Raw genomic sequence first — 24,262 nt, 5'->3', positions numbered from 1 at the left:
GATATATTCCAAAAAAATTTTGAAAAAAATAAAAGATAGGACTTTTGTCCTATCTCCAAACTATACGTTTTGCAATAATCATACTTGCTATTTTCAATTTAAAATGTAAATCCACATTAAAAGTTTATTGTGATGAATTGAATATTACCTTCTTTCTCCTGGCTGATACACTTAAAACAATGCCCATAGCCATAAAGTTGGTAACAAGATTGGTAGCTCCCTGGCTTACAAAGGGAAGCGGAATACCGGTACACGGCAGGAGCCCGATTGACATGCCTATATTCTCAAATGTATGAACTGCAATCATGGCTGCAACTCCTATTACCATTATAGAACCGTACTTATCCCTGGAATTTTTAGCGATGTAAATACATCTAACCAAGATGAAGAACAACAGCATCACTATAATAATAGCACCAATAAATCCCAATTCCTCGCCGATAACCGAAAAGATAAAATCCGATTCTTTTACCGGAACCATGTTATTCTGGGTCTGTATTCCCTCAAAAAGCCCTTTTCCCCATAGCTGTCCCGATCCTATGGCATACTTTGATCTCAAAACGTTAAACCCTGAGCCCAGTGGATCAAGCTCCGGATAAAGAAAGGAAATTACTCTGGCCTTTCTCTTATCATTCAGGATAAAAAACCACATAAAAAGCCCTATTGGTATTAGCGAGGCAAGCATTGTCATAAAGTATTTCATCGGAACCTTACATATAAATAGCATAATCAGAAAAACCGACAAAAAAACCATGCTTGTCCCAAAGTCCTTTTGTATAACCACCAATCCAATAATTATGGAGGAGTAAAAAGCCAACTTAATAAAATTACCTCTTCGCTGCCCCTCAAGTATTCTTTCGAGAAAAATTGAAGCAACCATTATGAATGCTACCTTCGCAACCTCCGAGGGCTGCAGTTTCACAAACCCCAGGTTAAGCCAGCTTCTGCTTCCCAATTCATCCCCTGAACCGAATTTAAGAACAACTATAAGGAGTATAACGCTGACTAAATATAAACCGCTTCCAAATAGCTTAAAATCTTTATAATCTATATAACTCATCACAAGTGCAATGGCTATGCCCATTCCAAGCCCCACCAATTGGCTTATCATAATTCTTAAGCCGCCGTCAGCCCTTGTAAGAGTTGCACTCCTAACAACCAAGAACCCCAATGTTGATAGAAGAAGAACTGCAGAAAAAAGAAGGTAATCAAAGTTTTTGACTATATTCAAACCTTTCGTTTTTTCGACAAAATACATACATGTCACCCTTACTTCCAAAAAACCATATTATTTATCATATCTACTCATTTAAATTTTTGCTGGGGGCTTCATCCTTATCCTGACCTTCACCGTCACTGCTTTTATTATTAAGTTCCTCCAAAATTGCACTATAGCTGCTAGGCTCACTAACTTCTTCTAAAGATGCTTTTTTCATCTTCCTCAAGCCTACAAAAGCTGCTGCTCCAAGAACTGCACAACCCAAGGCTATAAGCTGCGAGACTCTGAACGGGCCAATCATGAGACTATCCATTCTGAGACCTTCAATCCAGAATCTGCCCAAGCCATAAGTTACCAGGTACAACAAAAATACTTCACCGTCATTCTTTTTCCTTTTTGTATACCATATGAGAAAAGCAAACACACCCAAATTCCACAATGACTCATATAAAAACGTAGGATGAACAGGAATATTAGGATTTATATCAGGATAATTCATTTTCAAATACTCCTGTATCACATTTCCTGTCATACCCCAGGGAAGGTTGGTCTGACTTCCGAAGGCCTCCTGGTTAACAAAGTTTCCCCACCTTCCTATGGCCTGAGCCAATGCAAAATACGGAAGACCGAAATCTAAAATATTTAGTGCATTGATTTTTTTTACTCTGCAGTAAACATAAGTTGTGGCTATCGCTCCAATTATACCACCATATATGGCAAGCCCGCCATGCCAAATTCTCACTATTTCTAAGGGATCATCCAGGTAAATGCGATCTCCACTAAATACTACATAAAACAACCTGGCACATATTATAGCAACCGGTGCCGCATAAAGCACCAGATCAATTATATTATCAGGGTCAATCCCAAGCTTTTTGCATGCCCTCATACCCAGCACTACAGCGAGTAAAAAACCCGCCGCAATTATTATCCCGTACCAATGTATACTAAATCCAAATAAACTGAATGCCACTCTATCAATTTGAAAACTGATATCCCCTAACCCGGGAAAACTAATAGTGTTCATCCTAATCCCCCTTAATCGGCTTTATAACTGACAAAGCAAAGTTATCCTCATCAAAATGTTTTAAAAATACTTCATTTGCATATTCAAAGGTTATTTTATCATATACATCAAAATAATCAAACATAATTGATCCTTTAAAATAAGCAGGTATAAAAAGGTGAGATATCTTCTCTACAGAGTTTAGTTGTTTTATGAATCTGCCCCTCATGGCATTTCTAATTCTGTCAAAATTTTTCTTATCAAGGCCCTTTGATTTTAATGACTTGATCTCCTCCAGTATCTTGTTTTTAACTTTAAGAGGCTCTGCAGATTCGCCGCCAATCATGGAAAAAGCATAATCCTCTTCAATGGTATAATCCGAATCAAAGCTGCTGTTTATAAGGCCCTCTTCATAAAGCTCATTGTATAACGAAGAGCTTCTTCCCACTATCATTTCCAAAAGCAGCTTTATTACAACTTCTCTTTTTAGTGAGTCAAATCCCTTTTCACCCTGCAATTCATCCTTGAATCCCATTTGAAAAATAGGAATGGATACTGATAGGTTCTGCTCGACATAGTCCTTGTTGATCCCCTTATGGCTTTCAGGAAAAATTCTCTTTATTTCAGGCTTGTGTTCGGTGCTTTTTATCCCTTCGGCAACCTTATTAAGAGTTTCCTCAGGATCAACATCCCCAACCACAACGATCACCATGTTTGACGGGTGATAAAAAGTATTATAACATTTTAAAAGGTTGTCTCGATTTATTTTGCTTATGCTTTCAACGGTTCCAGCAATATCTATTCTAACGGGATGCTCCTTGTAAAAAGCCCCTAAAAGGTTAAAAAACGCTCTCCAGTTGGGATCATCCTCATACATTCTTATTTCCTGGCCGATTATGCCCTTTTCCTTTTCTACACTCTCCTCGGTAATATAAGGATTTTGAACATAATCCAAAAGCATGTCGAAATTTTCGTCAAATTTGTCTGTGCATGAAAACAAATAAACAGTATGGGTAAAACTGGTATAAGCATTAGGGCTGGCACCTGTCATTGAAAATTTGTCCATGACACTGCCGTCCTTCTGCTCGAACAGCTTATGCTCCAAAAAGTGTGCTATGCCATCAGGTACGGATGTTATATCGTTTTCATAGGGTGCTATAAATTTGTTGTTAACTGATCCGTAATACGTAGCAAAAGCCGCATGCTTTTTTGAGTACCCCTTTTTGGGTATGACAAAGGCCTTTAGCCCGCTTTCATGCTCATACATAAAAAGCTCTTCATTTATTTTAGAATACTCTATCTTTTTGATTTCCATTATCCATCATCCCTTCCCTTTGTTGTGTACACATTCCGATGAAAACTTTTATTGGTTTTCAGAAGAGAGAAAATAAACCGTATCAATCTCTACTTTCTGAGACGCCTTAACTATTTCATCCCTTGTAACAGCTTCGAATTTTTCATATAGACTCTTTAAAGTATCACTAGTATTGGATATTTTTTGGCTTAGATAAAAGTCCACTATAGCCAACTGGCTGTCTTTCAAGGACTCGAGGCCTGTTTTGATTGATTTTATGCTTGAATCGTACTCATAATCCGATATATTTCCCTGTCTTATTTCTTCCAATTGTTTCAAAATAAGGTTATAGGCTTTATCTTTATTGCTTACTTCAATACCGCAGCTTATCATCATGAGACCCTTGAACTTCTCCAGCCTTGAAAAGGCATAATACGCAAGACTTTCCTTTTCTCTTACATTCTGGAAGAGTTTCGAATGAATACCGCCCCCTAAAATACTGTTGCAAACAACCAGGCTGTAATAGTCTTTGTCATGGGATGCAGTATTGGTTCTAAAACCTATCGAAAGCTTACCCTGGGAAACGTCAAGCTTCTCTGTAACAAAATTGGTATCTTTTTTTGGTTTGTTTATTATAGGTTGGGATAAACCTTTTATATTGCCTCTTTTTAAATTTTTCAACTTGGCTATGGCAGATTGGATTTTGGAGTCATCCACATCACCGGATATGAATACCTTCATTGGCAGGCTTTCCAATATGTATTTATAATGATTGAAAAGATCAGCCTCCTGTATTTTATTAAGATCCTCTATAGAACCGTTTTCGTATATCTCAAAAGGCTCACCCTTACACATTTCCTCAAAACATCTTTCAACAGCGTACTGAACCTTGTCATTCATTCTTCCTTCAATTATTTTTTTCAGGTTTTCCTTCTCCTGCTCCAAGTAATCCTTTTTAAAAGCCCCATTCTCTACTAAAGGCTCAGTGATTACTTCCAGCAGCAAATTCGTGCAATCTTCAAAAAGATTGGTATCGCTGCCTGTATACTTATCGGATACATGATCAATATAAAACTGTATAAGCTGGTATTCTCCCTTTTTATTTACAGCACAATCAAAAGAAGCACCATATAGTTCTTCAAGGTACAATGCAATATCCTTAAAGGTTTTGTGCTTTTTGGTGCCTCTCCTTAAAACAGCAGGAACCAATGCGTTTTTTGTTGCATTTTCCTTTGAAAGATTATCTTGAAAAAATATGTTTATGGAGTTGGTTTTAAATTTATCTACCATTACCTTGTATACTTCTATGCCATTGAACGAATCAATAATATCTACTTTCTCTTCAGAACTTTTATAATCCATATAAAACCTACCTTTCTCTGTGATATATTCTCTAAGTATTAGTATAATAAATTATTACTATAATATTCAATTATTGGTTATTTATTTTTTAAAATAATCTTTTCATTCATGCCTTAATTAACATATCCTTGGCAGCTGATCCCCTACCGGCATGCCAACAATCCTGTTTCCTCCTGCAAGGGTGTTCATTACAACTATACCTTTATGATCATATGTCACCTCACCTATGACACAGGAATCAGTGCCATAAGCTGCGTTTTTTAGTACTCCTAGTACAGTATCAACCGAACTCTCCGGTACTATAACAAGCATTTTCCCTTCATTGGCCATATACAGAGGGTCCATGCCAAGAAGCTCACATACGCCTCTAACCTCATCCTTCACAGGTATTCTATCTTCAAAAAGCTTTATACCCACTTTGCTCTGTTGTGCTATCTCATTTAACGTAGCTGCAACCCCTCCCCTTGTTGGGTCTCTCATAACATGTATATTTGTAGTTTTTGATAAAATCTCTCCAATTATCCTGTTAAGGGGTGCACAGTCACTGGATATATCCCCGTATATATCTAGTTTTTCTCTCTCCAATAATATGGAACAGCCGTGATCACCAACTGTTCCGGTAATTATTACCCTGTCGCCAGGCACTGCATTATAGCCTGAAATGTCTATTCCGTCTGGAATTATTCCAATACCTGATGTATTTATAAAAATTTTGTCTGCTGCATTTTTTTGAACCACTTTGGTATCACCTGTAACAATTTTGATACCGGCTTCCCTTGCCGTATTTCCCATAGATTCCACAATAGCTTCCAGATCCTTAACAGGCAGTCCTTCCTCTAGTATAAATCCGCAGCTTAGATATAAAGGTGTAGCCCCTAGTGCTGCAAGGTCATTCACAGTACCGCATACAGCAAGCTTTCCGATATTACCTCCCTTAAAAAACACCGGAGTTATTACAAAAGAGTCAGTTGTAAATGCAACTTTTCCTGACAGCATAAAAGATGCAGCATCGTCGTTTTTTGATAATATGTCATTATTAAAATGCTTTTGAAATATATTTTTTATAAGATCCCCTGTAGTTTTACCGCCGCTGCCATGAGCTAGTGTAATTATATCCGACATGCTATACCTCCCTAAATCTGTAATATGCAGCACAGGTTCCCTCTGAGGAAACCATGCAAGCCCCTACAGGATTCTCCGGTATGCAGCTTTTTCCAAATAGTTTGCAATCTGTTGGCTTAAGTCTGCCCTTCAATATTTCCCCACACTTGCATCCAGGGGTTTCTTCTGCAGTATAAGGCTTTAGATTGTATATTTTCCATGCATCAAAGGTTTCAAACTCTTCTCTGATGGAAAGACCTGAGAGAGGCAGGTTGCCGATACCACGCCACACCGAATCACAGGCACTAAAAACCTTATCAGCAACCCTCACAGCCTCTGTATTTCCTTCTTCAGATACAACCCTTTTATACTCGTTCACTACTTTTTTACTATCATCATTGATAATTTCCACCAGTGTAAGGATGCCGTGCAAAATATCCAGCGGCTCAAATCCTGCAACAACTCCCGGTATACCATACTGTGAGGCAAGCTCTTCATATAGTTTTGTTCCTATTATGGCACTGACATGTCCCGGATACAAATATCCATGAACCCCTACATCCTTATCCATTGCCAGAATCTTTAAAGCATTTGGAATGGTTTTGTTTGCCGATAACACCGAAAAGTTATCAATCTTCTCTTCATGGGCCTTGAGAATTGTAAGAGCTGCAATAGGCGTAGTGGTTTCAAATCCTACTGATAAAAATACAACCCTTTTATCCTTATTGTTCGAAGCTATCTTCAAGGAATCCATGGGAGAATAAACTATCCTGATGTCTTTTCCCTTTGCTTTTTCCTTAAGCAGGCTTGAATGGCTGCCCGGAACCTTCATTAGGTCTCCGAATGTGGCTATTATAACATCCTTATTTTCCAACAGCTCGATTGCAGAATTTATAAAGTAAAGAGGTGTCACACAAACAGGGCATCCAGGCCCCGATATAAGATTGATACCTTCAGGAAGCAGGGATCTGATGCCATATCTGGAAATAGACATGGTGTGTGTACCGCATACCTCCATTATATTTATCGTGTTCCCCTTATACATGGAAAGCTTCTCGGTCAAAACCGCTGCCAGCTTTGGATCTCTAAAAGCCGTAAATAAATTATCCATTTTCCATCTCCCTTATTTCACTGAAAAGCTCAATGGTTTTAATGGCTTCCTCTTCATCAACCTTGGTAATAGCACAGCCTGCATGTACAAGAACATAGTCCCCTGCCTTGTAATCCTTAATAAGCTCCAGTGACACTTCTCTTCTTACACCCATCATTTCGATGATGCCCATTTTACCTTGAATTTCTATTATTTTACCCGGCAAAGCCAGACACATATAAATTCCTCCTTTTAACAAAATTATAAAATAATTTTGCAACATTAATTTTTGCATATTTATTATTCAATATCGGCCATAGCCGCCATTAAGGCTTGTCCTAGCGATATACCTCCATCATTGGAAGGTACCTTTTCATGAAAGAACACTTGAAAACCGTTATCACTTAAAAGCTTAATACATCTTGTAAGAAGCGTAATATTCTGAAACACTCCTCCGCTTAAAGCTACTTTGTCAAGGCAGGATTCTTCCCTTAACTTGCCGCAGCACTGAAGAACAACTTGTGCTATAGTTTCATGGAATCTTAATGAAATTCTTTCTAACTGCTCGCCATCTATAACTGAGCTGATTATATCATTAATCAACTCTTTTGTGCTTATAATATATTCGTTATTTTTAAAATCCATGGAAAAACCATAAGGCTCCACATTGTCCCAAGCACTCCCTAAAGCCATCTGCTCCAACTCAATAGCAGCCTGTCCCTCATAGCTGATTTTATACCTGATGCCTAAAATAGCAGAAACCGCATCAAATAGCCTTCCCATGCTTGATGTCAGCGGACAGTTTATATCACGCTCCATCATAAACTCTATAGTTCTTAGTGCCCTATAATCTACATCCTTTAAAAACACATGGCCATTTATATTTATTCCCTTATCGCATTCATTGCTATCATAATTAATCTTCCTGCTGCTTAAAATATAACTAATAGCCATCCTCCAAGGTTCTTTAACAGCCATGTCTCCCCCCGGCATTTTAATATACTCAAGATGGGCAGCCCTTTTAAAACCTCTGTATCCACCGATAAAGAACTCTCCTCCCCATATATTCCCATCTTCTCCGTATCCCGTTCCATCAAAGGCAACACCAATAACATCATCGGATAAATTATTTTCCCCCATACATGAAGCGATATGGGCGTGGTGGTGTTGTACAAAATGCAGCTTCTTATGAAGGCCGGCTGCGTATTTTGTCGACAGGTATTCAGGGTGCAGGTCACACACAGCTATATCAAAGTCTGTGTCTAAAATTCTTTTAAAATGCTCTATACCTTCTTCAAAGGATTTATTGGTTTCCAAATTCTCCAGATCGCCTATATGGTGACTAATATAAAAGACATCTCCTTTAGTTATGCAAAATGTGTTTTTAAGTTCACCGCCGCAGGCCAAAATCCTAGGCAGTGACTTACCTTCCAGATCAATATATATAGGCAGCGGTACATATCCCCTTGATCTTCTCACTATATACTCCCTGCCCAAAACCTCTCTAGTTACAGAGTCATCAGTTCTTATATATATATCCCTATCGTGTATAAGAAAATAGTCGGCAATGTCCTTAAGATTTGAAATCGCCTCCTTGTCCATATAACAAATAGGCTCACTGCTTTTATTACCACTGGTCATAACCAGCATTTCTGAATCAATAGCATTAATAAGCCCCAAGTGTATGGGGGTATAAGGAAGCATAACTCCAAGAAAAGGATTTCCAGGTGCTATTGTCCGGGGTAGTATGACATTTTCCCTTAATTTTAAAAGAACTATAGGTGCTTCCTTTGATTGCAATAATTCTTTTTCAAATGGACTTATATGACAGTATCTTAACGCCGTCTCATAATCTTTTACCATTACGGCAAAAGGCTTTTCATCCCTGATTTTTCTTTTCCTGAGCCTACTTACAGCCTCATCGTTTAATGCATCACAAGCCAGGTGGTATCCTCCGATGCCTTTTACTGCTAAAATCTTACCTTGGGAAATTTTATTGCTACAGAACGAAAATACATCTACACCATTAACGGATTTTCCAGTACTGTCATACAGCTTGACTGTAGGGCCGCATTGAGGGCATGATATGGGCTGTGCATGATACCTTCTGTCATCGATATCATTATATTCCCTGAAACAAGAAGGACACATGGTAAACTTTTTCATTGTTGTTTTATCTCTATCATAAGGTGTTCCTTCAATTATGGTAAACCTTGGTCCGCAATTAGTACAGTTTATGAAGGGATATAAATATCTCTTACCACTGCTGTTGAAAAACTCCTCCCTACAATCGCTGCAAACAGATACATCGGGAGAAATATAAGTATTCCTCTCTCCCTGAGTACTGCTTTCTATAATAATAAAACCCTTATATCCGAAAATATCATGTTCTTTAACAATAAACTCCTTAATCCATGAGTTTTTTGGAGTATCTGTTTTTAGCCTCTTACAAAACTCATCAATATGGAATTTATTTCCCTCTCCAACAATAATTACGCTGCTATCTACATTATTAACAAAACCATTTATGGAAAGAGCCTTTGCAAGCTTGAGGACAAATGGTCTAAACCCAACTCCCTGAACAATTCCGGTAATTCTTATCTGGATGCAAACATTCTCTCCTGTCATAGTTCTACTAATTCCTCACTATCATATTTAAAATTAAAGTGCTAAAGTTTTCATTTCATTATTCATTATCTTTAAGTATATATTTCTAATTAAAAACTTTCAACTTATACCGATTCTTATTTTAGATAAAAAATTAGTAATCTAATCCAAAACACTTTAAATATAGTTCTTTCTAAAATCAAATTAATAGAGTATAATACCATTATAAAGTTATGATATATCGCAGTGGTATTATATAGTTTATTGGAGGAATTATGCAAGGTAAGGTAAGCATGGAGGATATTGCAGCTAAATTAGGAATAACTAAAAATACTGTTTCTCTGGTTTTTAGGAATATGCCCGGTATCAGTGAGAAAACAAGAAAATCGGTTTTAGAAACTGCGAAACAGTTGGGATATAGATATAAAAAAGATGCTCGGAGCATTGACGGAAAAAAAACTCCTTTAAAGAATATATGCCTATTACAATCAAAAAGCACCTATGATACGACAGGATTTTTTGCTTTTATTCAGCTTGGGATTGAATCGGAAGCAAAAAAGAATAGCCTCAACCTTATGTTGCATGTGTATGATGATAGTGATGAGAATTTTGAAGTCCCAATGTGTATTAATGAAGGGCTTGTTTCAGGAGTAATTACAATCGGACGTGTTCAAAGAAATACTGCAAATATACTTAACTCCCTAAAAATACCTATGGTCATGGTGGATCACTATTATGAGGATATCTATATAGACTATGTGCTTAGTGATAATCAGAACTGCGGCTACATAGCCACAGAATATCTTATAAAACAAGGTCACACCCAATTGGGATTTTCGGGTGATATAAAGGCTGCAGTAAGCTTTTACGACAGGTATATGGGTTTTTTAAAAGCACTTGATATCAATAATATTAGGGTCAATCCCGATTATCTCATAACAGATAAGTGCATTGGCGTAGTTATAAACGAAGGTCTTGATAACGCAGTTGATGAAATGAAAAAACTGCCTTCGATGCCCACTGCTTTTTTCTGTTGCAATGACCATGAGGCAATTTCAATGATAAAAGCTCTTAATGTTATGGGATATAAGGTACCCTCCGATATTTCCATTATAAGCTTTGATAACATTGATTCATCTCATACCTTTTCTCCAAGGCTCACCACTTTAAATGTTCACAAGGAACATATGGGTGCAAAGGCTGTCCAGAAGCTGATAGAGAGAATAAATTCCCCAAACGGACCCAAGGAAAAAATACTGCTTTCTGCAGAGATAATTGAAAGACAATCGGTAAAAAATCTAAAAAATAACAATATAACTAAGTGATTTTTGCAACCTTTTTGATTGTATACCAACTATGTTAGTCAGTAATCATTTTTCTGGCTTTCAAAATACAACCTAGCAACAGACACGTCATTTTTTATCTGCCTGACAAGCTCATCTACACTGCCGAAATTCTTTTCATTTCTGAGCTGTTTTATAAAAGTTACTTCAATCTCTTTATCGTATATGTCTTTATTAAAATCCATAATATAAGTTTCAATACTTACGGGGAGATTTTCCTTGAAAGTAGGATTGACCCCTACGCTTGTGACACTATTGTATATACTGTTTTCAATAAGCGTTCTTGTTATGTAAACCCCTGTGTGGGGCAATATTATGTTTTCAGGACCAGCAATGTTTGCTGTTGGAAATCCAATTGTATTACCGATGCGTCTTCCTTTTTTTACAGTTCCTGAAATAGAGAAGCATCTGCCAAGCAATTCACTGGCTTTTTCCACATTCCCCTTGGCAATAAGACGTCTTATGGATGTGCTGCTTACTGTTTCCTCTTCTATCTTGACAGGCGGTATAACTATAACATTAAAGCCATACTCCTTTCCTGCTTCCTTAAGGAGCTCCACATCCCCCTGTCCCTTATAACCGAATCTGTAATCATAGCCTGATACTGCCAGCTTAACCTTTAACTTGCGATAAAGAATATCATTGATAAAATCTTCAGGTTTCATTCTGGAAAAGGCTTCATCGAAGTCATCAAAATAAAGGTAGTCAAGCTCCGTACCTCCAAGAATCTCAATCTTTTTATTTATGGTTGTTATAATAGGCGTGTTAAGCTTTTTTCTCAGTATGTTCTCGGGATGCTTGGAAAAAGTATAAACAATAGAATTAATTCCTAATGACTTGGACTCATTTATAAGGGTATTTATTAATGCCATATGGCCTAAATGCAATCCGTCAAAATTGCCAAGGCCTATTCCTGCATCTTTCTTTATTATATCATTCCCCTGATTTCCATAAATAACCTGCATTTTACTCACCTAAAAACACTTTTTTGACTTTAAAAGTACCTTTCCGCTTTTGATAGTAACAGTCCCTAAAGCAATAAAAACATTATTCCTATTATATATTCTAATAAGCTCTCCATCAATAAAACCTTTGCCTGTAATTTCAATACTGCAGCCGTTCAGCAGCTTTTTTTCATGAGGATCATCAACTACATAGGACCCGTAATCTGAGAAGGCCTTATCTATCGGGGTCACATACCGTTCTAAAACACCTTTAATTGCATAATCCTCTATTTCTTCAACTGTAATGGAGTCTTTAATATTAAAACCTCCAGCATCCAATCTTACAAGAAAAGACATATGGGCACCCGTTCCAAGCTTATCTCCTATATCTGAACACAAGGTTCGTATATAGGTACCTTTGGAGCAGCCTACATCAAATAAGACCCTGTTGTCATGAAAAACATTTAATATTCTTAAAAAATGTATTTCAATGTCCCTTGGCTTCCGCTCAACTGTAATACCTTTTCGTGCCAGTTCATATAACTTTTTTCCGTTTATCTTAATCGCTGAATACATTGGAGGAATTTGCTGCTGCTTTCCTGTAAAATCATTAAACACTCGAATTATTTCATCCGCCGAGACACCTACAGGCCTTTGACTTATTATATTTCCCAAGCCATCTTGTGTGTCTGTGGATATCCCAAGAGTCATTTCAGCCCTGTACACTTTGTCCTTATCCGTCATAAACTCAATAATCTTTGTTGCCTTTCCAATACAAACAGGCAATACCCCTACAGCAGCAGGATCTAATGTACCGGTATGACCAATCTTGGTAGTCTTCAATACCCTCCTCAAAAAACCAACAACATCAAAAGATGTCATTCCTGGAGGCTTCAATACGTTTATTATTCCATCCACTTATAGTAACCTCTTCAATTCATCATGTAAAGATTTTCTGACACTTTCCAAATCCCCTTTTATTGTACATCCTGCAGCCATTTTGTGGCCTCCTCCGCCAAATTTAAAAGCAACCCGTCCAACATCAACATATGACTTGGATCTCAAATTGACTTTATACTCGCCGGCGGATTTCTCTCTAATAACTACTGATGATTCAACGCCCTCAATGTTTCTGCCTATGTTTACTATTCCGTCGCAGTCCTCTTCCTTTGCACCGGCAGCTATAAGCATATCGTTTGTAATACTTATAAAAGCCAATCTGCCATCTTCAAGAAGCTCTAATGTATTAATCGCCCTACCTATAAGCCTAACCTTCTCTTTGGTTGTAGAATCAAAGACCCTTTGTGACACTGCTGCTACATTAACGCCTCTTTTAACAAGATCCGATGCTATTGCGTGGGTTTTAAAGGTTGTGTTTGAAAATTTGAAACATCCTGTATCAGTGGCAATTGCAACATACAAGCATGTAGCTATATCTGCATCCACCTCCACATTTAGGATATTTATGATTTCATATACAATTTCACCGGTAGCAGCCGCATCTACATCCAAATAATTATATTTGGCAAACCCTGTATTGGTGCTGTGGTGGTCTATATTTACAGTATTTTGAGTGGTTTCAAATACATTACTCCTATTTCCCACCCTTCCCATGTCTCCGGTATCTAAAGATATAACTAAATCAAATACTTTATCTTCATGTCCGTTATAAGCTATCATCTCAAGCTGAGGAAGAAACTCATAAATATAGGGTATTTTTTCCTCTCCTATTACTGTCACTCTCTTATTAAGCTTTTTTAATGCAATTCCTAAAGCCAGGCAAGAACCCCATGCGTCTCCATCTGCCTGGACATGAGGGAGTATTGCAATATTATCATAATTTTTAACATGAGCCACAATATCGCTTAAAGTCATTTGTTTACACCGCCCTATTCCTCGTCACTCATATCCTCATCTATCTTTACCGTATCATTAATAAGCTTTGTCATATATACTCCATGCTCAATTGAATCATCAATTTCAAAGTGCATTTCAGGCGTATAACGAAGCTGCATCCTGTGACCTACCTCACGCCTTATGAACCCCGCTGCACTTCTTAGGCCTTCCTGTGCATTTTTCTTATCTTCTTCATTACCAAGAACACTTATATAAACCTTTGCATGCCTTAAATCCTTAGTAACATTAACAGAAACTACGCTTACCATACTCGGAAGGCGAGGATCCTTCAATTCACTCATAATGATACTGCTAATTTCCTTCCTCATTTCTTCTGAAATCCTGCTTGTTCTATCTGCCATAAATAACACTCCTCATATTTCCACAATTTCCTAGTCATTAACAAAATCGCCTGCCATAATTTCCCGTACATTAAAGAAATTACTTCACACTTATAAAATGTGAAGTAATAACCCTAATTTATTCGTAATTTATCTTGCAACTTCTTCCATTATATATGCTTCAATAATATCGGTTTCTTTAAGATCATTGAACTTTTCAAAGGACATACCGCATTCATACCCTTGTGCTACTTCTTTTGCATCATCCTTAAACCTCTTTAAAGAAGCAAGTTTACCTTCAAAAGCAACTATTCCGTCTCTTATAACCCTAACTTCTGATGCTCTTGTAAACTTACCGTCAGTTATATAACATCCCGCAATGGTACCTATACCGGAAACCTTGAAAAGTTGCCTAATTTCAGCATGCCCCTGGATTACTTCCTTAAAGGTAGGCTCAAGCATACCCTTCATAGCAGCCTTAACATCCTCAATTGCATTGTAAATAACCCTGTACAATCTTAAGTCTACGCCTTCATCCTTTGCCTTCTCGGCAACATTTGTGCCTGGTCTTACATTAAATCCGATTATTATTGCATTTGAAACCTGTGCCAAAGTCACGTCCGACTCGGAAATTGCTCCGACACCACCGTGTATTATCCTTACCCTTACTTCTTCATCGCTGAGCTTTTCAAGAGACTGCTTAACAGCTTCTACAGAACCTTGTACGTCAGCCTTTACTATTATATTAAGGTCTTTCACCTTACCTTCTTTTATCTGACTGAAGAGGTCTTCCAAAGTTACCTTCGCACTTGATTTAAGCTGCTGCTCCCTAATCTTGAGCTTTCTCTTTTCAGCGAGCTGTTTTGCAACCTTTTCATCAGTAATAGCATAGAATGTTTCTCCTGCTTCCGGTACCTCAGGTAAGCCCAGTATCTCAACAGGGGTTGATGGACCTGCCTTTTTAATATGGTGTCCCTTATCATCAACCATAGCTCTAATTCTACCTACTGTAGTACCTGTGACAATTGAGTCACCAAGCTGCAAAGTACCTCTTTGAACAAGCATTGTAGCGGTAGGTCCTCTATCTTTATCAAGCTTAGCTTCTATAACAGTACCCTTTGCCTGTCTGTTAGGATCAGCCTTAAGCTCTAACATATCTGCAGTAAGAAGTACCATTTCAAGAAGTCCATCGATATTCTCCCTCTTCTTGGCAGATACGTTAACACATATGATATCTCCGCCCCATTCCTCTGCAACAAGGCCGTATTCAGTCAATTCCTGCTTAACCCTCTCAGGATTTGCACCTGGCTTATCAATCTTATTTACAGCAACTATTATTGATACATTAGCGGCTTTTGCATGATTTATTGCTTCAACCGTCTGCGGCATTACACCGTCATCGGCAGCAACCACCAGAATGGCTATATCAGTAACCTGTGCACCTCTTGCTCTCATAGCAGTAAATGCTTCATGACCTGGAGTATCAAGAAATGTAATATTCCTGTTATTTATTTTTACCGAGTAGGCACCAATATGCTGTGTTATGCCTCCCGCTTCGCCTTTTACTACATCCGCTTCCCTAATGGCATCCAAAAGTGATGTTTTACCATGGTCAACGTGTCCCATGACAACTACTACAGGCGGTCTTGATAATAAGCCGTCTGCGTCATCAATATCGGCATCATCAAAGAGTATTTCTTCTTCACTTACCTCTATTTCTTTTTCAGCTTTAATTCCAAACTCTTCTGCAACTATGGCGGCAGTGTCAAAATCTAATTCATGGTTTAATGTAGCCATTACACCAAGCCCCATAAGCTTTTTAATAACTTCCGTTGCTGTTTTCTTAAGAGTTTCTGCCAAATCTTTAACCGTTATGCTCTCTCTTATTTTAACCATAGTTAGAACAGCCTTTGGCGGTATATGTTTATTTTCTGTTGAGCCTCTGAAATCCTTTCTTTGCTTGGACTTTTTAGTCCTCTTGAAATCATCGGTATCGTAGAATTCCTGTAATATAAAATCTTCAGATAAAACTTCAGAAATTCCCTTCTTTTCAGTAAGCTTCACAGCATTCGGCTTAAATTTATCATTTTTATTGGTAAAAGGCTTTGCGGAATCCTTCTTTTGATCCCTTTTTGTATCCTTATCACTGTCCTTGCTTTGAAACTCGCGCTTTTGCTCATTCTTTGCAGATGACATTTCTTCCTTTTGGGCTGCCGTTAGATCAGCCTTTGGAATTTCAGGGAATTGTCTGTCACCATACCTTGCCTGTGGCCTGTCATTGCCCCTGTTAAACTGCCTGTTGCCGTCATTAGGTCTGTTAAACGGTCTGTCGCCCTGCCTATTATTATTATTATTATTATTATTTCTGTTATCATTTTGTCTGTTGTCATTCTGCCTGAAGTATGGTCTGTCACCCTGTCTGTTACCAGATCTATCATTATTCCTATTGTCGCCTGCTCCAGAGGCAGCATTTCTGTTATTGGAATTTGTATTCCTGTCAAAAGGTCTGTTAAACGGCCTGTCACCTTGCCTATTAAAATTCCTGTTATCGGATCTGTTATCATTTCTATTGTCAGATCTGAAGTTTCTGTTTTGGTTTTGATTTTGGTGCTGATTTTGGTTTTGATGCTGGTTCTGCATTTGATTACGGTTTGCATCTGTTTTATTATACGATGCCTGCCCCTGCCTTTTGTCCATATTTGCATGACTGGCAGTCTTTTCTCTTGCCTCTTGATCTTTTGCTTCAATCTTAGGACTATCAACAGGCAGTTGGTTTAAAGAAGCCTTTTCCACTTCCCCCGCTTTTCTATCCTGTACATTATTATCAGCTTCATTAATACTTGCATCAGACATCACCTTTATATCCAACTCACCCTTTTCTGTTTCATGCAAATTATTTTTCTCTACTATACCACTCACCCCATTGTTACCAGACTGTTTTTCCATGCTTTTTGTTTCAATATTTTTTACTTCAGGCGATACATCTACATTTTCGCTTATCGTTGGACTTTTTACAGTCGAGGTACTTTCAACGGGCTTTGACGAAATCTTTGTCTCCTGCATTGAATTAATTCTGTTATCCTGCTTTATATTGTGCTTTGTGTTATCGCTCTTATCACTATCACCATGATGACTATTCTTATAGTTTTGGTTTTTTACATAATCTGATCCGGTATTTCTTATAAACCCGGCTCGTAGCCCTGAATTAGCCTCTGCAGTCCTCACAAAAGATGATCTCTGATTTTTTCCATCCTTGCTTAAGGATTCTCGTGGTGTACTGGTTTTTACATTGTTTGGTGATGACACCACAATCTCATCTTTTGTTTCGTTCTGAGTATCTATTATGATTTCAGTCTTTCTAATTATTCTCGGTGCCTGCTTTGCAGCCTTTTTTGATTTATCCTTCAAGTCAACACCTGCCGCATAAGGGACAGGGTTTGAATTTAAAACAGGGTTTGAAGTAAGTGCTGCTTTCCTTTCGTCTATTTCAGGTTTCTTTGCTTTATCCTGTTTAATAATACCTATATGATTATACAATGCTTCAATTTCCATATCACTTAAAAGGCTCATATGGTTTTTTACATGTATATCTATTTCTGCTAACTTCTCAGTAAGTCTCTTGCTTGTTGTATTGAGTTCCTTTGCCAGCTCATATACTCTGACTTTATCCAATATGCTCACCCCCAAATTCATCGGTATAGCTGTCAATCTTTTCAGCCAACTTCTTCGCAAATCCTTGATCCATTATTGCAACCACAGAACGGATTTCTTTTCCGACATACCTCCCTATAAGTTCCTTAGTACCGAAAAAACGAATTTCCACATTCCTGTACTTACACTTATCTGTAAATTTCTTTTTTGTATTTAAAGACGCATCTTCCGCTACTATAATAAGATTCACATTGTTGTTTTTTATAGCTCTTTCACAAGCTTCTTCTCCCGACAATAACTTCCCCGCCTTAACGGCCAAACCCATGAATGAGTATATGTTATGAACCATCAAAACCCTCCAATTGCTCTTTTAATTGGTTGTATACTTCCTCGCTTATAGCAGCTTCAAATGCTCGTTCTAATTTTTTACCTTTTTTAGCCTTCTCAAAACAAGATAGGCTGTTGCAAATATATGCCCCTCTTCCTGGCTTTTTTCCTACAAGATCCATTGATATTTCATTTTCTTTGTTTTTAACTACTCTAATCAGCTCTTTTTTTGGCTTCATTTCCTGACACCCAATACACATGCGAAGAGGTATTTTTCTTTGCTTCACTTATAATCCCTTTCTTTTCTCTAAAATTATTTCTGATTTTTATCTGTTTTCATCGCTGTCATCAAAATCATCAAATTTTACCGGCTCAATGTTTTCGTCAGCTTGATCGTCTGACTCATAATCATATTCTCCGTACACTTCCTCCATAGGCTTAAAAAGATCAAAGTGCTGTTTATACTGCTGTTCCTGTGAGCCGTCACTATAGTTAAGAAGCTGCTGCTCTATTGTAGCCCTGAGCTGTGATTCACTTTTTATATCAATTTTCCATCCGGTCATTTTAGCCGCAAGTCTGGCATTCTGTCCTTCCTTACCAATAGCAAGAGAAAGCTGGAAATCGGGAACAGTTACCTTTGCACTCTTCTCGGCTTCATTCACATCAACCCTTATTACTTTTGCAGGACTTAAGCTTGCTGATATAAATACTTCTGGATCACTGCTCCATTTTATTATATCTATTTTCTCTCCCCTTAGTTCATCAACTATTGCCTGAACTCTTGTACCTTTTTGTCCGACGCAAGCCCCAACTGGATCAACATTTGGGTCCTTGGAAAAAACAGCAATTTTCGTCCTTGAACCGGGTTCTCTTGCAATACTTTTTATTTCAACTATACCTTCATGAATCTCAGGAACTTCCAGTTCGAAGAGCCTTTTCACAAGACCTGGATGTGTCCTTGAGACTGCAATCTGAGGACCCTTTGTGGTCTTTTTAACTTCAAGAATATATGTCTTTATCCTGTCGTTAAACCTATACTCCTCACCCGGTGTCTGCTCAGTGGATGCAAGAACGGCCTCAGCCTTTCCCATATCTATAATTACGTTCTTTCTTTCAAACCTTTGAATAATACCTGTAACAATATCGCTCTCCTTGTTTGAAAACTCATCATAAACCAATTCACGCTCTGCTTCTCTTATCCTTTGAACAACAACCTGCTTGGCAGTTTGAGCAGCAATTCTACCAAAATCCTTCGGTGTCACTTCTATTTCTGCCACGTCACCGTCTGCCAGCATTCCATCCAGCCTCTTAGCTTCATCCAAAGATATCTCCATACTGTCATTAGCAGGCAGTTTACTTACCTTCTTTAGTGCATAAACTCTAACGTCCCCGGATTCAGCATTAAACGTAACCTTAACACTCTGTGAAGAACCGAAATTACGTTTGTACGCAGAAATCAAGGCAGCTTCAATCGCTTCAATCAGTATATCCTTGTTTATTCCTCTTTCCTTTTCCAGTTGATCCAATGCATGGATTAATTCCGCACTCATTTATTCCTAAACCTCCCTAAAAAATCTTAGAATTTAATTGTCCTCTTTACAACTGCTACCGTTTCTCTGTCGAATTCAAGCATCTCATTATTTGATCCAATAATTGATATTTTACCGTCCATAAGCCCGTTTAACCTGCCCTCGAAAATTTTCTTTCCATCTATAGGTTGAAAGAGCTTAACTTCTACCTGCTCACCCTTATACTTTATAAAATCCTTTTCTCTTTTTAAAGGTCTTTCAATTCCAGGTGACGATACCTCAAGAAAATAATGCTGTGAGATAGGATCAGCCTTGTCGAGTTCCTCCCCTAATGCCTCACTGACTAATTGGCAGTCATCTATTGATATGCCACCCTCTTTGTCTATGTAAACTCTGAGGTACCAATTTGCTCCTTCCTTAAGAAACTCTACGTCCACCAATTCGAAATGGTTTGATTCTACAATCGGTGAAACCATTTCTGTCACAATATCTTCAATCTTTCGCCTGGCCATATTTACCTCCGATCTAATCTAAACAAAATCATGAAATGATTTTGTCAACCTTAATTATTGTCGTGAGAAATTGTGGTGTGTATGCATACACCATAATTTCCTAGACATAAACAAAATCATGAAATAATTTTGTAATCTTAATTATTGTCATGTGAAATTGTGGTGCAGCATGCACCGTAATTTCTAACGACTTATAATAATTAACACCATGTGTTATTATATTTAAGCATAAGCCAGGGGCCTTGAGCCCCATAACAAACTTTCCCGATAATTTCTTAAAACTTTTCGAAAAACAATGCGAAAGAGTGGGATTTTCCCACTCTTCTCTACTTTTAAAGAAACTTTAAAATTTTACCCAAGAGTATTATATCACTATTATGTGCATTAATCAACAAATTTATTACAGTATTTAAAATCTCACAGCTATTTCAGCACAACTTTTTAACTTCATCCAAAAATTCTTCAACAATTCTGTCCTGAGGAATCTTGCGAATTATTTCGCCTTTCTTAAAAAGCAGTGCCTCTCCATCCCCTCCGGCTATACCTATATCCGCATGCCTTGCTTCTCCAGGCCCGTTAACAGCACACCCCATAATGGCTATTTTCAAGTCAGTATTGACACCTTGAAGCCTTTCTTCAATACTGTTGGCTATATCTATAAGATTAATCCTGCAACGTCCGCATGTCGGACAGGATATGAACTCTATTCCGTCTTTCCTTAGCTCCAATGACTTTAATATCTCAATACCGGCCTTTATCTCCTCAGCAGGGTCTCCTGTAAGGGATACCCTTATTGTATCTCCTATCCCCTCTGCTAAAAGTGCACCGATACCCACTGAAGATTTTACAGTCCCTCTGTATATCGTTCCTGCTTCTGTCACACCCAAATGCAAAGGATAGTCCGCATTCTGCGACATTAAGCGGTAGGATTCTATCGTAAGGGGTACGTTTGATGCTTTAATTGAAATAACTATATCTCGGAAATTAAATTCTTCCAATAGTGATGCATGATAAAGAGCACTTTCCACCATGCCCTCTGCTGTAACACCTTTATATTTTTCTAGAATATCCTTTTCTACCGATCCGGAATTGACGCCGATCCTTATGGGAATATTCCTTTCCTTTGCCATAACAGCGACCTTCCTGACCCTCTCCATGCCGCCGATGTTCCCAGGATTTATCCTTATTTTGTCCACACCCTTTTCCATACAAACAAGAGCAAGTCTGTGATCAAAATGTATATCCGCTACCAATGGAATTTTAATGGCTTTTTTTATTTCACCAATAGCTTCTGCCGCCTCGTTATCCAATACAGCAAGCCTTATAATATCACAGCCAGCTTCTTCCAGCCCTTTAATCTGCTCCACAGTCCCTTTAATATCTCTCGTATCGGTATTTGTCATGGACTGAACCAGAACAGGAGCATCTCCTCCGATATACAAAGGACCTACAGGTATTTTCCTTGTTTTCTTTCGATTAATTGAAAAATGGCCCACAGCTTTACACTCCGATCCCGTTAAAAATCTTAAATATATCGCTAAACAGCACCACTACAAACAGTATCATCATAAACACAAAGCCTGCTGCCATAATCACTCTTTCCTTTTCTACGGGAAGCGGCTTCCTTCTCACAGCCTCAAGCCCCAACAAAATAAGTCTGCTTCCGTCAGCCGGCGGAATAGGAAGTAAATTTGCAATTCCCAAAGCTATAGATATGAATACCATTAGGTTAAATGTACTGAGTATCTTGTCTTTTAAGGTTGGCACCATCTGAACCACTTCATTCATGGTAGCTACCATTCCCACAGGCCCTGTAACCTCTGCAAAAGAAAACTTGCCTTGGAAGAGATATATAATAGAATATATAGAAACTCTTGTATAAGAGTACGTGCTTATAAATGCTTCTCTTATTGTATCTCCTATACTTCCCTTTATGCTTGGAGCAAAAGCCATTCCAATGTCATAGCTTTCCCTTCCTTGCTCATATGCAGGCTTGATTTGAAGAGATGTGCTTTTTCCATCCCTTAATACATTGACATTAAGCACTATATTGCTGTTCTCTGCGGTTTTACCGTCCTGTTTCATTCTTTGTTCTTCTTCACTGACCTTCCTGAGATAATTCAAAATATCCGGCATGGATTTAATTTCCTGGTTGTCTATCCTGACTATTCTATCACCTGGCTTTAAATTATTCTTTTCATCTTTCTGTTTATTCATTACCGAGTCAACAACGTTGGAGTCACTGCCATAGGTTTCTTTTGCTCTAAAGCCTAATAAAAGCCTATTTGCAGGTATCACCAGAGGCTTTACGTCAATCTCATCCTCTACTCCATTTCTCTCAAACTTGATTTTGGCTTCGTTTCCCTTTGATGCCATCAAAAATAACATCTCTTCAGCAGGAGCATATACACTTTTTCCGTCGTAAGCCTTGATAATATCCCCTTCCCTTAAACCGGCCTCATATGCCGGAGAGCCTTCCAATACCCTTCCTACTTTTGTAGTTTCATAACCTGTTGCAGATATAATCACCATCAAAAGAACTGTTGCAAGCAGTATGTTTGCTACGGGACCTGCTGCTATGACAGCCATCCTTGTAAGTACCGACTTTTTCCCGAAGGATCTTTCATTATCGGACTCCTCTTCCTCACCTTCCAGCTTTACATATGCCAACGCGGGAATAAGCCTCAGAGAATACATTGTCTCGCCGATTTTTACGCTGAAAATTTTGGGTCCGAAGAAGAGTGAGAATTCGAGAACTTGAATTTTACACATCTTTGCAACAAGAAAATGCCCCAGTTCATGTACGATAATTATAATATTAAATGCGATTATTGATAATAGTAACGTCATATTTTATCCTCCTGTCATATAAACATCAGCTGGCTGTTTAAGTCATCACTTATTTAAAATCATGTCTCTTGTATCCCTATCTACTTCTATTATATCTTCAAGGCTTGGATTTTTATTCTTTTGATGTTTCTCCATAGCTTTTTCTATTATAGCCGGAATATCTATAAACCTGATCTTTTCTTCCAGGAATAAACCGACTGCCACTTCATTTGCTGCATTTAAAACCGCCGGCATAGTCCCTCCTGTCTTTAATGCGTCAAAAGCAAGCCCAAGGCATGGAAATGAATTTAAATCAGGCTCTTCAAATGTAAGGCTTCTCGTTTTCAGCAAATCCAACTTTGAAAACTCATTATCACTTCTATCCGGGTATGTAAGTGCAAACTGTATGGGAATACGCATATCGGGTGATCCAAGCTGTGCCATAACAGAGCCGTCACAGTATTCTACCATTGAGTGAATAACACTTTGGGGATGTATCAAAACCTCAATTCTGTCTGCGGAAATGTCAAAGAGCCATTTCGCTTCAATAACCTCAAGCCCTTTATTCATTAGGGATGCAGAATCAATGGTTATTTTGCTGCCCATAACCCAGTTGGGATGCTTTAATGCATCTTTTAATGTCACTTCCATGAGCTCCTCACAGGTTCTGCCCCGGAACGGTCCACCTGATGCAGTAAGGATAAGCTTTGATACTTTATTTAAATTATTACCCATTAAGCACTGAAAAATAGCAGAATGTTCACTATCGACAGGCAAAATATTTACATTATACTTCTTCGCCTCAGACATAACAATGCTTCCGGCTGTCACAAGAGTTTCCTTATTTGCAAGGGCTATGTCCTTCCCCTTTCTTATTGCTTCCATTGTAGGAATGAGACCAGCAATACCAACGATAGAAGTAACAACCGTGTCTACTTCATCCATAGCGGCAACTGCCTTTAGGCCTTCCAAGCCGCTAAGAACCTCAATGGGTAATCCTTTTAGCCTAGATTTTAGTTCATCCCTTAAAGAATCATTATTTATAGCAACAATCTTGGGCATAAACTCCCTAGCCTGCTCTTCCAAAAGGTCTAAATTGCCGTTTGCCGATAATCCTGAAACCCTTATTTTTAAATTCCTTGCTACATCCAATGACTGTGTGCCAATGGAGCCCGTCGAGCCAAGAATAGATATATTTTTAGCCATTATTT

At 38.1% G+C, this 24,262-nt stretch carries 21 protein-coding genes; 1 reads left to right on the top strand and 20 read right to left on the bottom strand.

The window, feature by feature from the left end; genetic code table 11:
- Window positions 1-124: 124 nt before the first annotated feature.
- From VIO64_RS18140 to hypF, 8 genes are all read right to left on the bottom strand, one after another.
- On the bottom strand, window positions 125-1,258 hold the full coding sequence (locus VIO64_RS18140; RefSeq protein ID WP_331920862.1) for an FtsW/RodA/SpoVE family cell cycle protein: 1,134 nt from the start codon (window positions 1,256-1,258) through the stop codon (window positions 125-127).
- 43 nt (window positions 1,259-1,301) lie between these two features.
- Window positions 1,302-2,246 carry a prolipoprotein diacylglyceryl transferase gene (gene lgt / locus VIO64_RS18135; RefSeq protein WP_331920860.1) on the bottom strand — a complete coding sequence of 315 codons (945 nt, stop codon included), beginning with the start codon at window positions 2,244-2,246 and terminating at the stop codon, window positions 1,302-1,304.
- Window position 2,247: 1 nt separating this feature from the next.
- Window positions 2,248-3,540, bottom strand: coding sequence for an EF-P 5-aminopentanol modification-associated protein YfmH (yfmH, locus tag VIO64_RS18130; protein WP_331920858.1), 1,293 nt, complete (start codon window positions 3,538-3,540; stop codon window positions 2,248-2,250).
- Window positions 3,541-3,588: 48 nt separating this feature from the next.
- Window positions 3,589-4,881 (bottom strand): EF-P 5-aminopentanol modification-associated protein YfmF, encoded by a 1,293-nt coding sequence (yfmF, locus tag VIO64_RS18125; RefSeq protein WP_331920856.1) that lies wholly within the window; start codon window positions 4,879-4,881, stop codon window positions 3,589-3,591.
- Between the two features lie 117 nt (window positions 4,882-4,998).
- Window positions 4,999-6,003 carry a hydrogenase expression/formation protein HypE gene (gene hypE, locus VIO64_RS18120; protein WP_331920854.1) on the bottom strand — a complete coding sequence of 335 codons (1,005 nt, stop codon included), beginning with the start codon at window positions 6,001-6,003 and terminating at the stop codon, window positions 4,999-5,001.
- A gap of 1 nt (window position 6,004) precedes the next feature.
- The gene (hypD, locus tag VIO64_RS18115; RefSeq protein WP_331920852.1) at window positions 6,005-7,093 is read right to left on the bottom strand and encodes a hydrogenase formation protein HypD; all 1,089 of its coding nucleotides are present in this window, start codon (window positions 7,091-7,093) and stop codon (window positions 6,005-6,007) included.
- Window positions 7,086-7,310: a HypC/HybG/HupF family hydrogenase formation chaperone gene (locus VIO64_RS18110; RefSeq protein ID WP_331920850.1), complete on the bottom strand. Its 225-nt coding sequence runs from the start codon at window positions 7,308-7,310 to the stop codon at window positions 7,086-7,088. The genes hypD and VIO64_RS18110 overlap by 8 nt, the downstream gene beginning before the upstream one ends.
- Before the next feature lie 62 nt (window positions 7,311-7,372).
- Window positions 7,373-9,700 (bottom strand): carbamoyltransferase HypF, encoded by a 2,328-nt coding sequence (hypF, locus tag VIO64_RS18105; protein WP_331920848.1) that lies wholly within the window; start codon window positions 9,698-9,700, stop codon window positions 7,373-7,375.
- A 254-nt stretch (window positions 9,701-9,954) separates the two neighbouring features.
- On the opposite strand from hypF, the gene VIO64_RS18100 reads away from it, so the two are divergent.
- Window positions 9,955-11,004 carry a LacI family DNA-binding transcriptional regulator gene (locus tag VIO64_RS18100; protein WP_331920846.1) on the top strand — a complete coding sequence of 350 codons (1,050 nt, stop codon included), beginning with the start codon at window positions 9,955-9,957 and terminating at the stop codon, window positions 11,002-11,004.
- A gap of 38 nt (window positions 11,005-11,042) precedes the next feature.
- On the opposite strand, the gene VIO64_RS18095 is transcribed toward VIO64_RS18100, so the two are convergent.
- The 12 genes from VIO64_RS18095 to VIO64_RS18040 form a co-directional block, all read right to left on the bottom strand.
- Complete coding sequence (locus tag VIO64_RS18095; protein ID WP_331920844.1) at window positions 11,043-11,987, bottom strand: bifunctional riboflavin kinase/FAD synthetase; 945 nt, start codon at window positions 11,985-11,987, stop codon at window positions 11,043-11,045.
- A gap of 9 nt (window positions 11,988-11,996) precedes the next feature.
- Window positions 11,997-12,884 (bottom strand): tRNA pseudouridine(55) synthase TruB, encoded by an 888-nt coding sequence (truB, locus tag VIO64_RS18090; RefSeq protein WP_331920842.1) that lies wholly within the window; start codon window positions 12,882-12,884, stop codon window positions 11,997-11,999.
- Window positions 12,885-13,841, bottom strand: coding sequence for a bifunctional oligoribonuclease/PAP phosphatase NrnA (locus VIO64_RS18085; protein WP_331920840.1), 957 nt, complete (start codon window positions 13,839-13,841; stop codon window positions 12,885-12,887).
- A gap of 14 nt (window positions 13,842-13,855) precedes the next feature.
- Window positions 13,856-14,224: a 30S ribosome-binding factor RbfA gene (gene rbfA / locus VIO64_RS18080; RefSeq protein ID WP_331920838.1), complete on the bottom strand. Its 369-nt coding sequence runs from the start codon at window positions 14,222-14,224 to the stop codon at window positions 13,856-13,858.
- Window positions 14,225-14,353: 129 nt separating this feature from the next.
- The gene (gene infB / locus VIO64_RS18075) at window positions 14,354-17,875 is read right to left on the bottom strand and encodes a translation initiation factor IF-2 (protein ID WP_331920836.1); all 3,522 of its coding nucleotides are present in this window, start codon (window positions 17,873-17,875) and stop codon (window positions 14,354-14,356) included.
- Window positions 17,868-18,203 carry a L7Ae/L30e/S12e/Gadd45 family ribosomal protein gene (locus tag VIO64_RS18070; protein WP_331920834.1) on the bottom strand — a complete coding sequence of 112 codons (336 nt, stop codon included), beginning with the start codon at window positions 18,201-18,203 and terminating at the stop codon, window positions 17,868-17,870. The genes infB and VIO64_RS18070 overlap by 8 nt, the downstream gene beginning before the upstream one ends.
- Entirely contained in the window at window positions 18,193-18,468 is a 276-nt protein-coding gene (gene rnpM / locus VIO64_RS18065; protein ID WP_331920832.1) for an RNase P modulator RnpM, read from the bottom strand. Before rnpM ends, VIO64_RS18070 begins: the two co-directional genes overlap by 11 nt.
- A 39-nt stretch (window positions 18,469-18,507) precedes the next feature.
- Window positions 18,508-19,731, bottom strand: coding sequence for a transcription termination factor NusA (gene nusA, locus VIO64_RS18060; protein ID WP_331920830.1), 1,224 nt, complete (start codon window positions 19,729-19,731; stop codon window positions 18,508-18,510).
- 26 nt (window positions 19,732-19,757) lie between these two features.
- A complete protein-coding gene (gene rimP, locus VIO64_RS18055) occupies window positions 19,758-20,222 on the bottom strand; it encodes a ribosome maturation factor RimP (protein WP_331920828.1) in 465 nt (154 codons plus the stop codon).
- 428 nt (window positions 20,223-20,650) lie between these two features.
- Window positions 20,651-21,718, bottom strand: a complete 1,068-nt coding sequence (ispG, locus tag VIO64_RS18050) for a flavodoxin-dependent (E)-4-hydroxy-3-methylbut-2-enyl-diphosphate synthase (RefSeq protein WP_331920826.1) — start codon at window positions 21,716-21,718, stop codon at window positions 20,651-20,653.
- 4 nt (window positions 21,719-21,722) lie between these two features.
- Entirely contained in the window at window positions 21,723-23,072 is a 1,350-nt protein-coding gene (gene rseP, locus VIO64_RS18045; RefSeq protein WP_331920824.1) for an RIP metalloprotease RseP, read from the bottom strand.
- A gap of 45 nt (window positions 23,073-23,117) precedes the next feature.
- The gene (locus VIO64_RS18040; protein ID WP_331920822.1) at window positions 23,118-24,257 is read right to left on the bottom strand and encodes a 1-deoxy-D-xylulose-5-phosphate reductoisomerase; all 1,140 of its coding nucleotides are present in this window, start codon (window positions 24,255-24,257) and stop codon (window positions 23,118-23,120) included.
- Window positions 24,258-24,262: the final 5 nt, after the last annotated feature.

Origin of the sequence: Pseudobacteroides sp., from assembly GCF_036567765.1 — a bacterium.
Classification (GTDB): Bacteria; Bacillota; Clostridia; order Acetivibrionales; family DSM-2933; genus Pseudobacteroides.
Note: the sequence above shows the minus strand (reverse complement) of the source record. Positions and strands in the feature narration are given on the sequence as shown.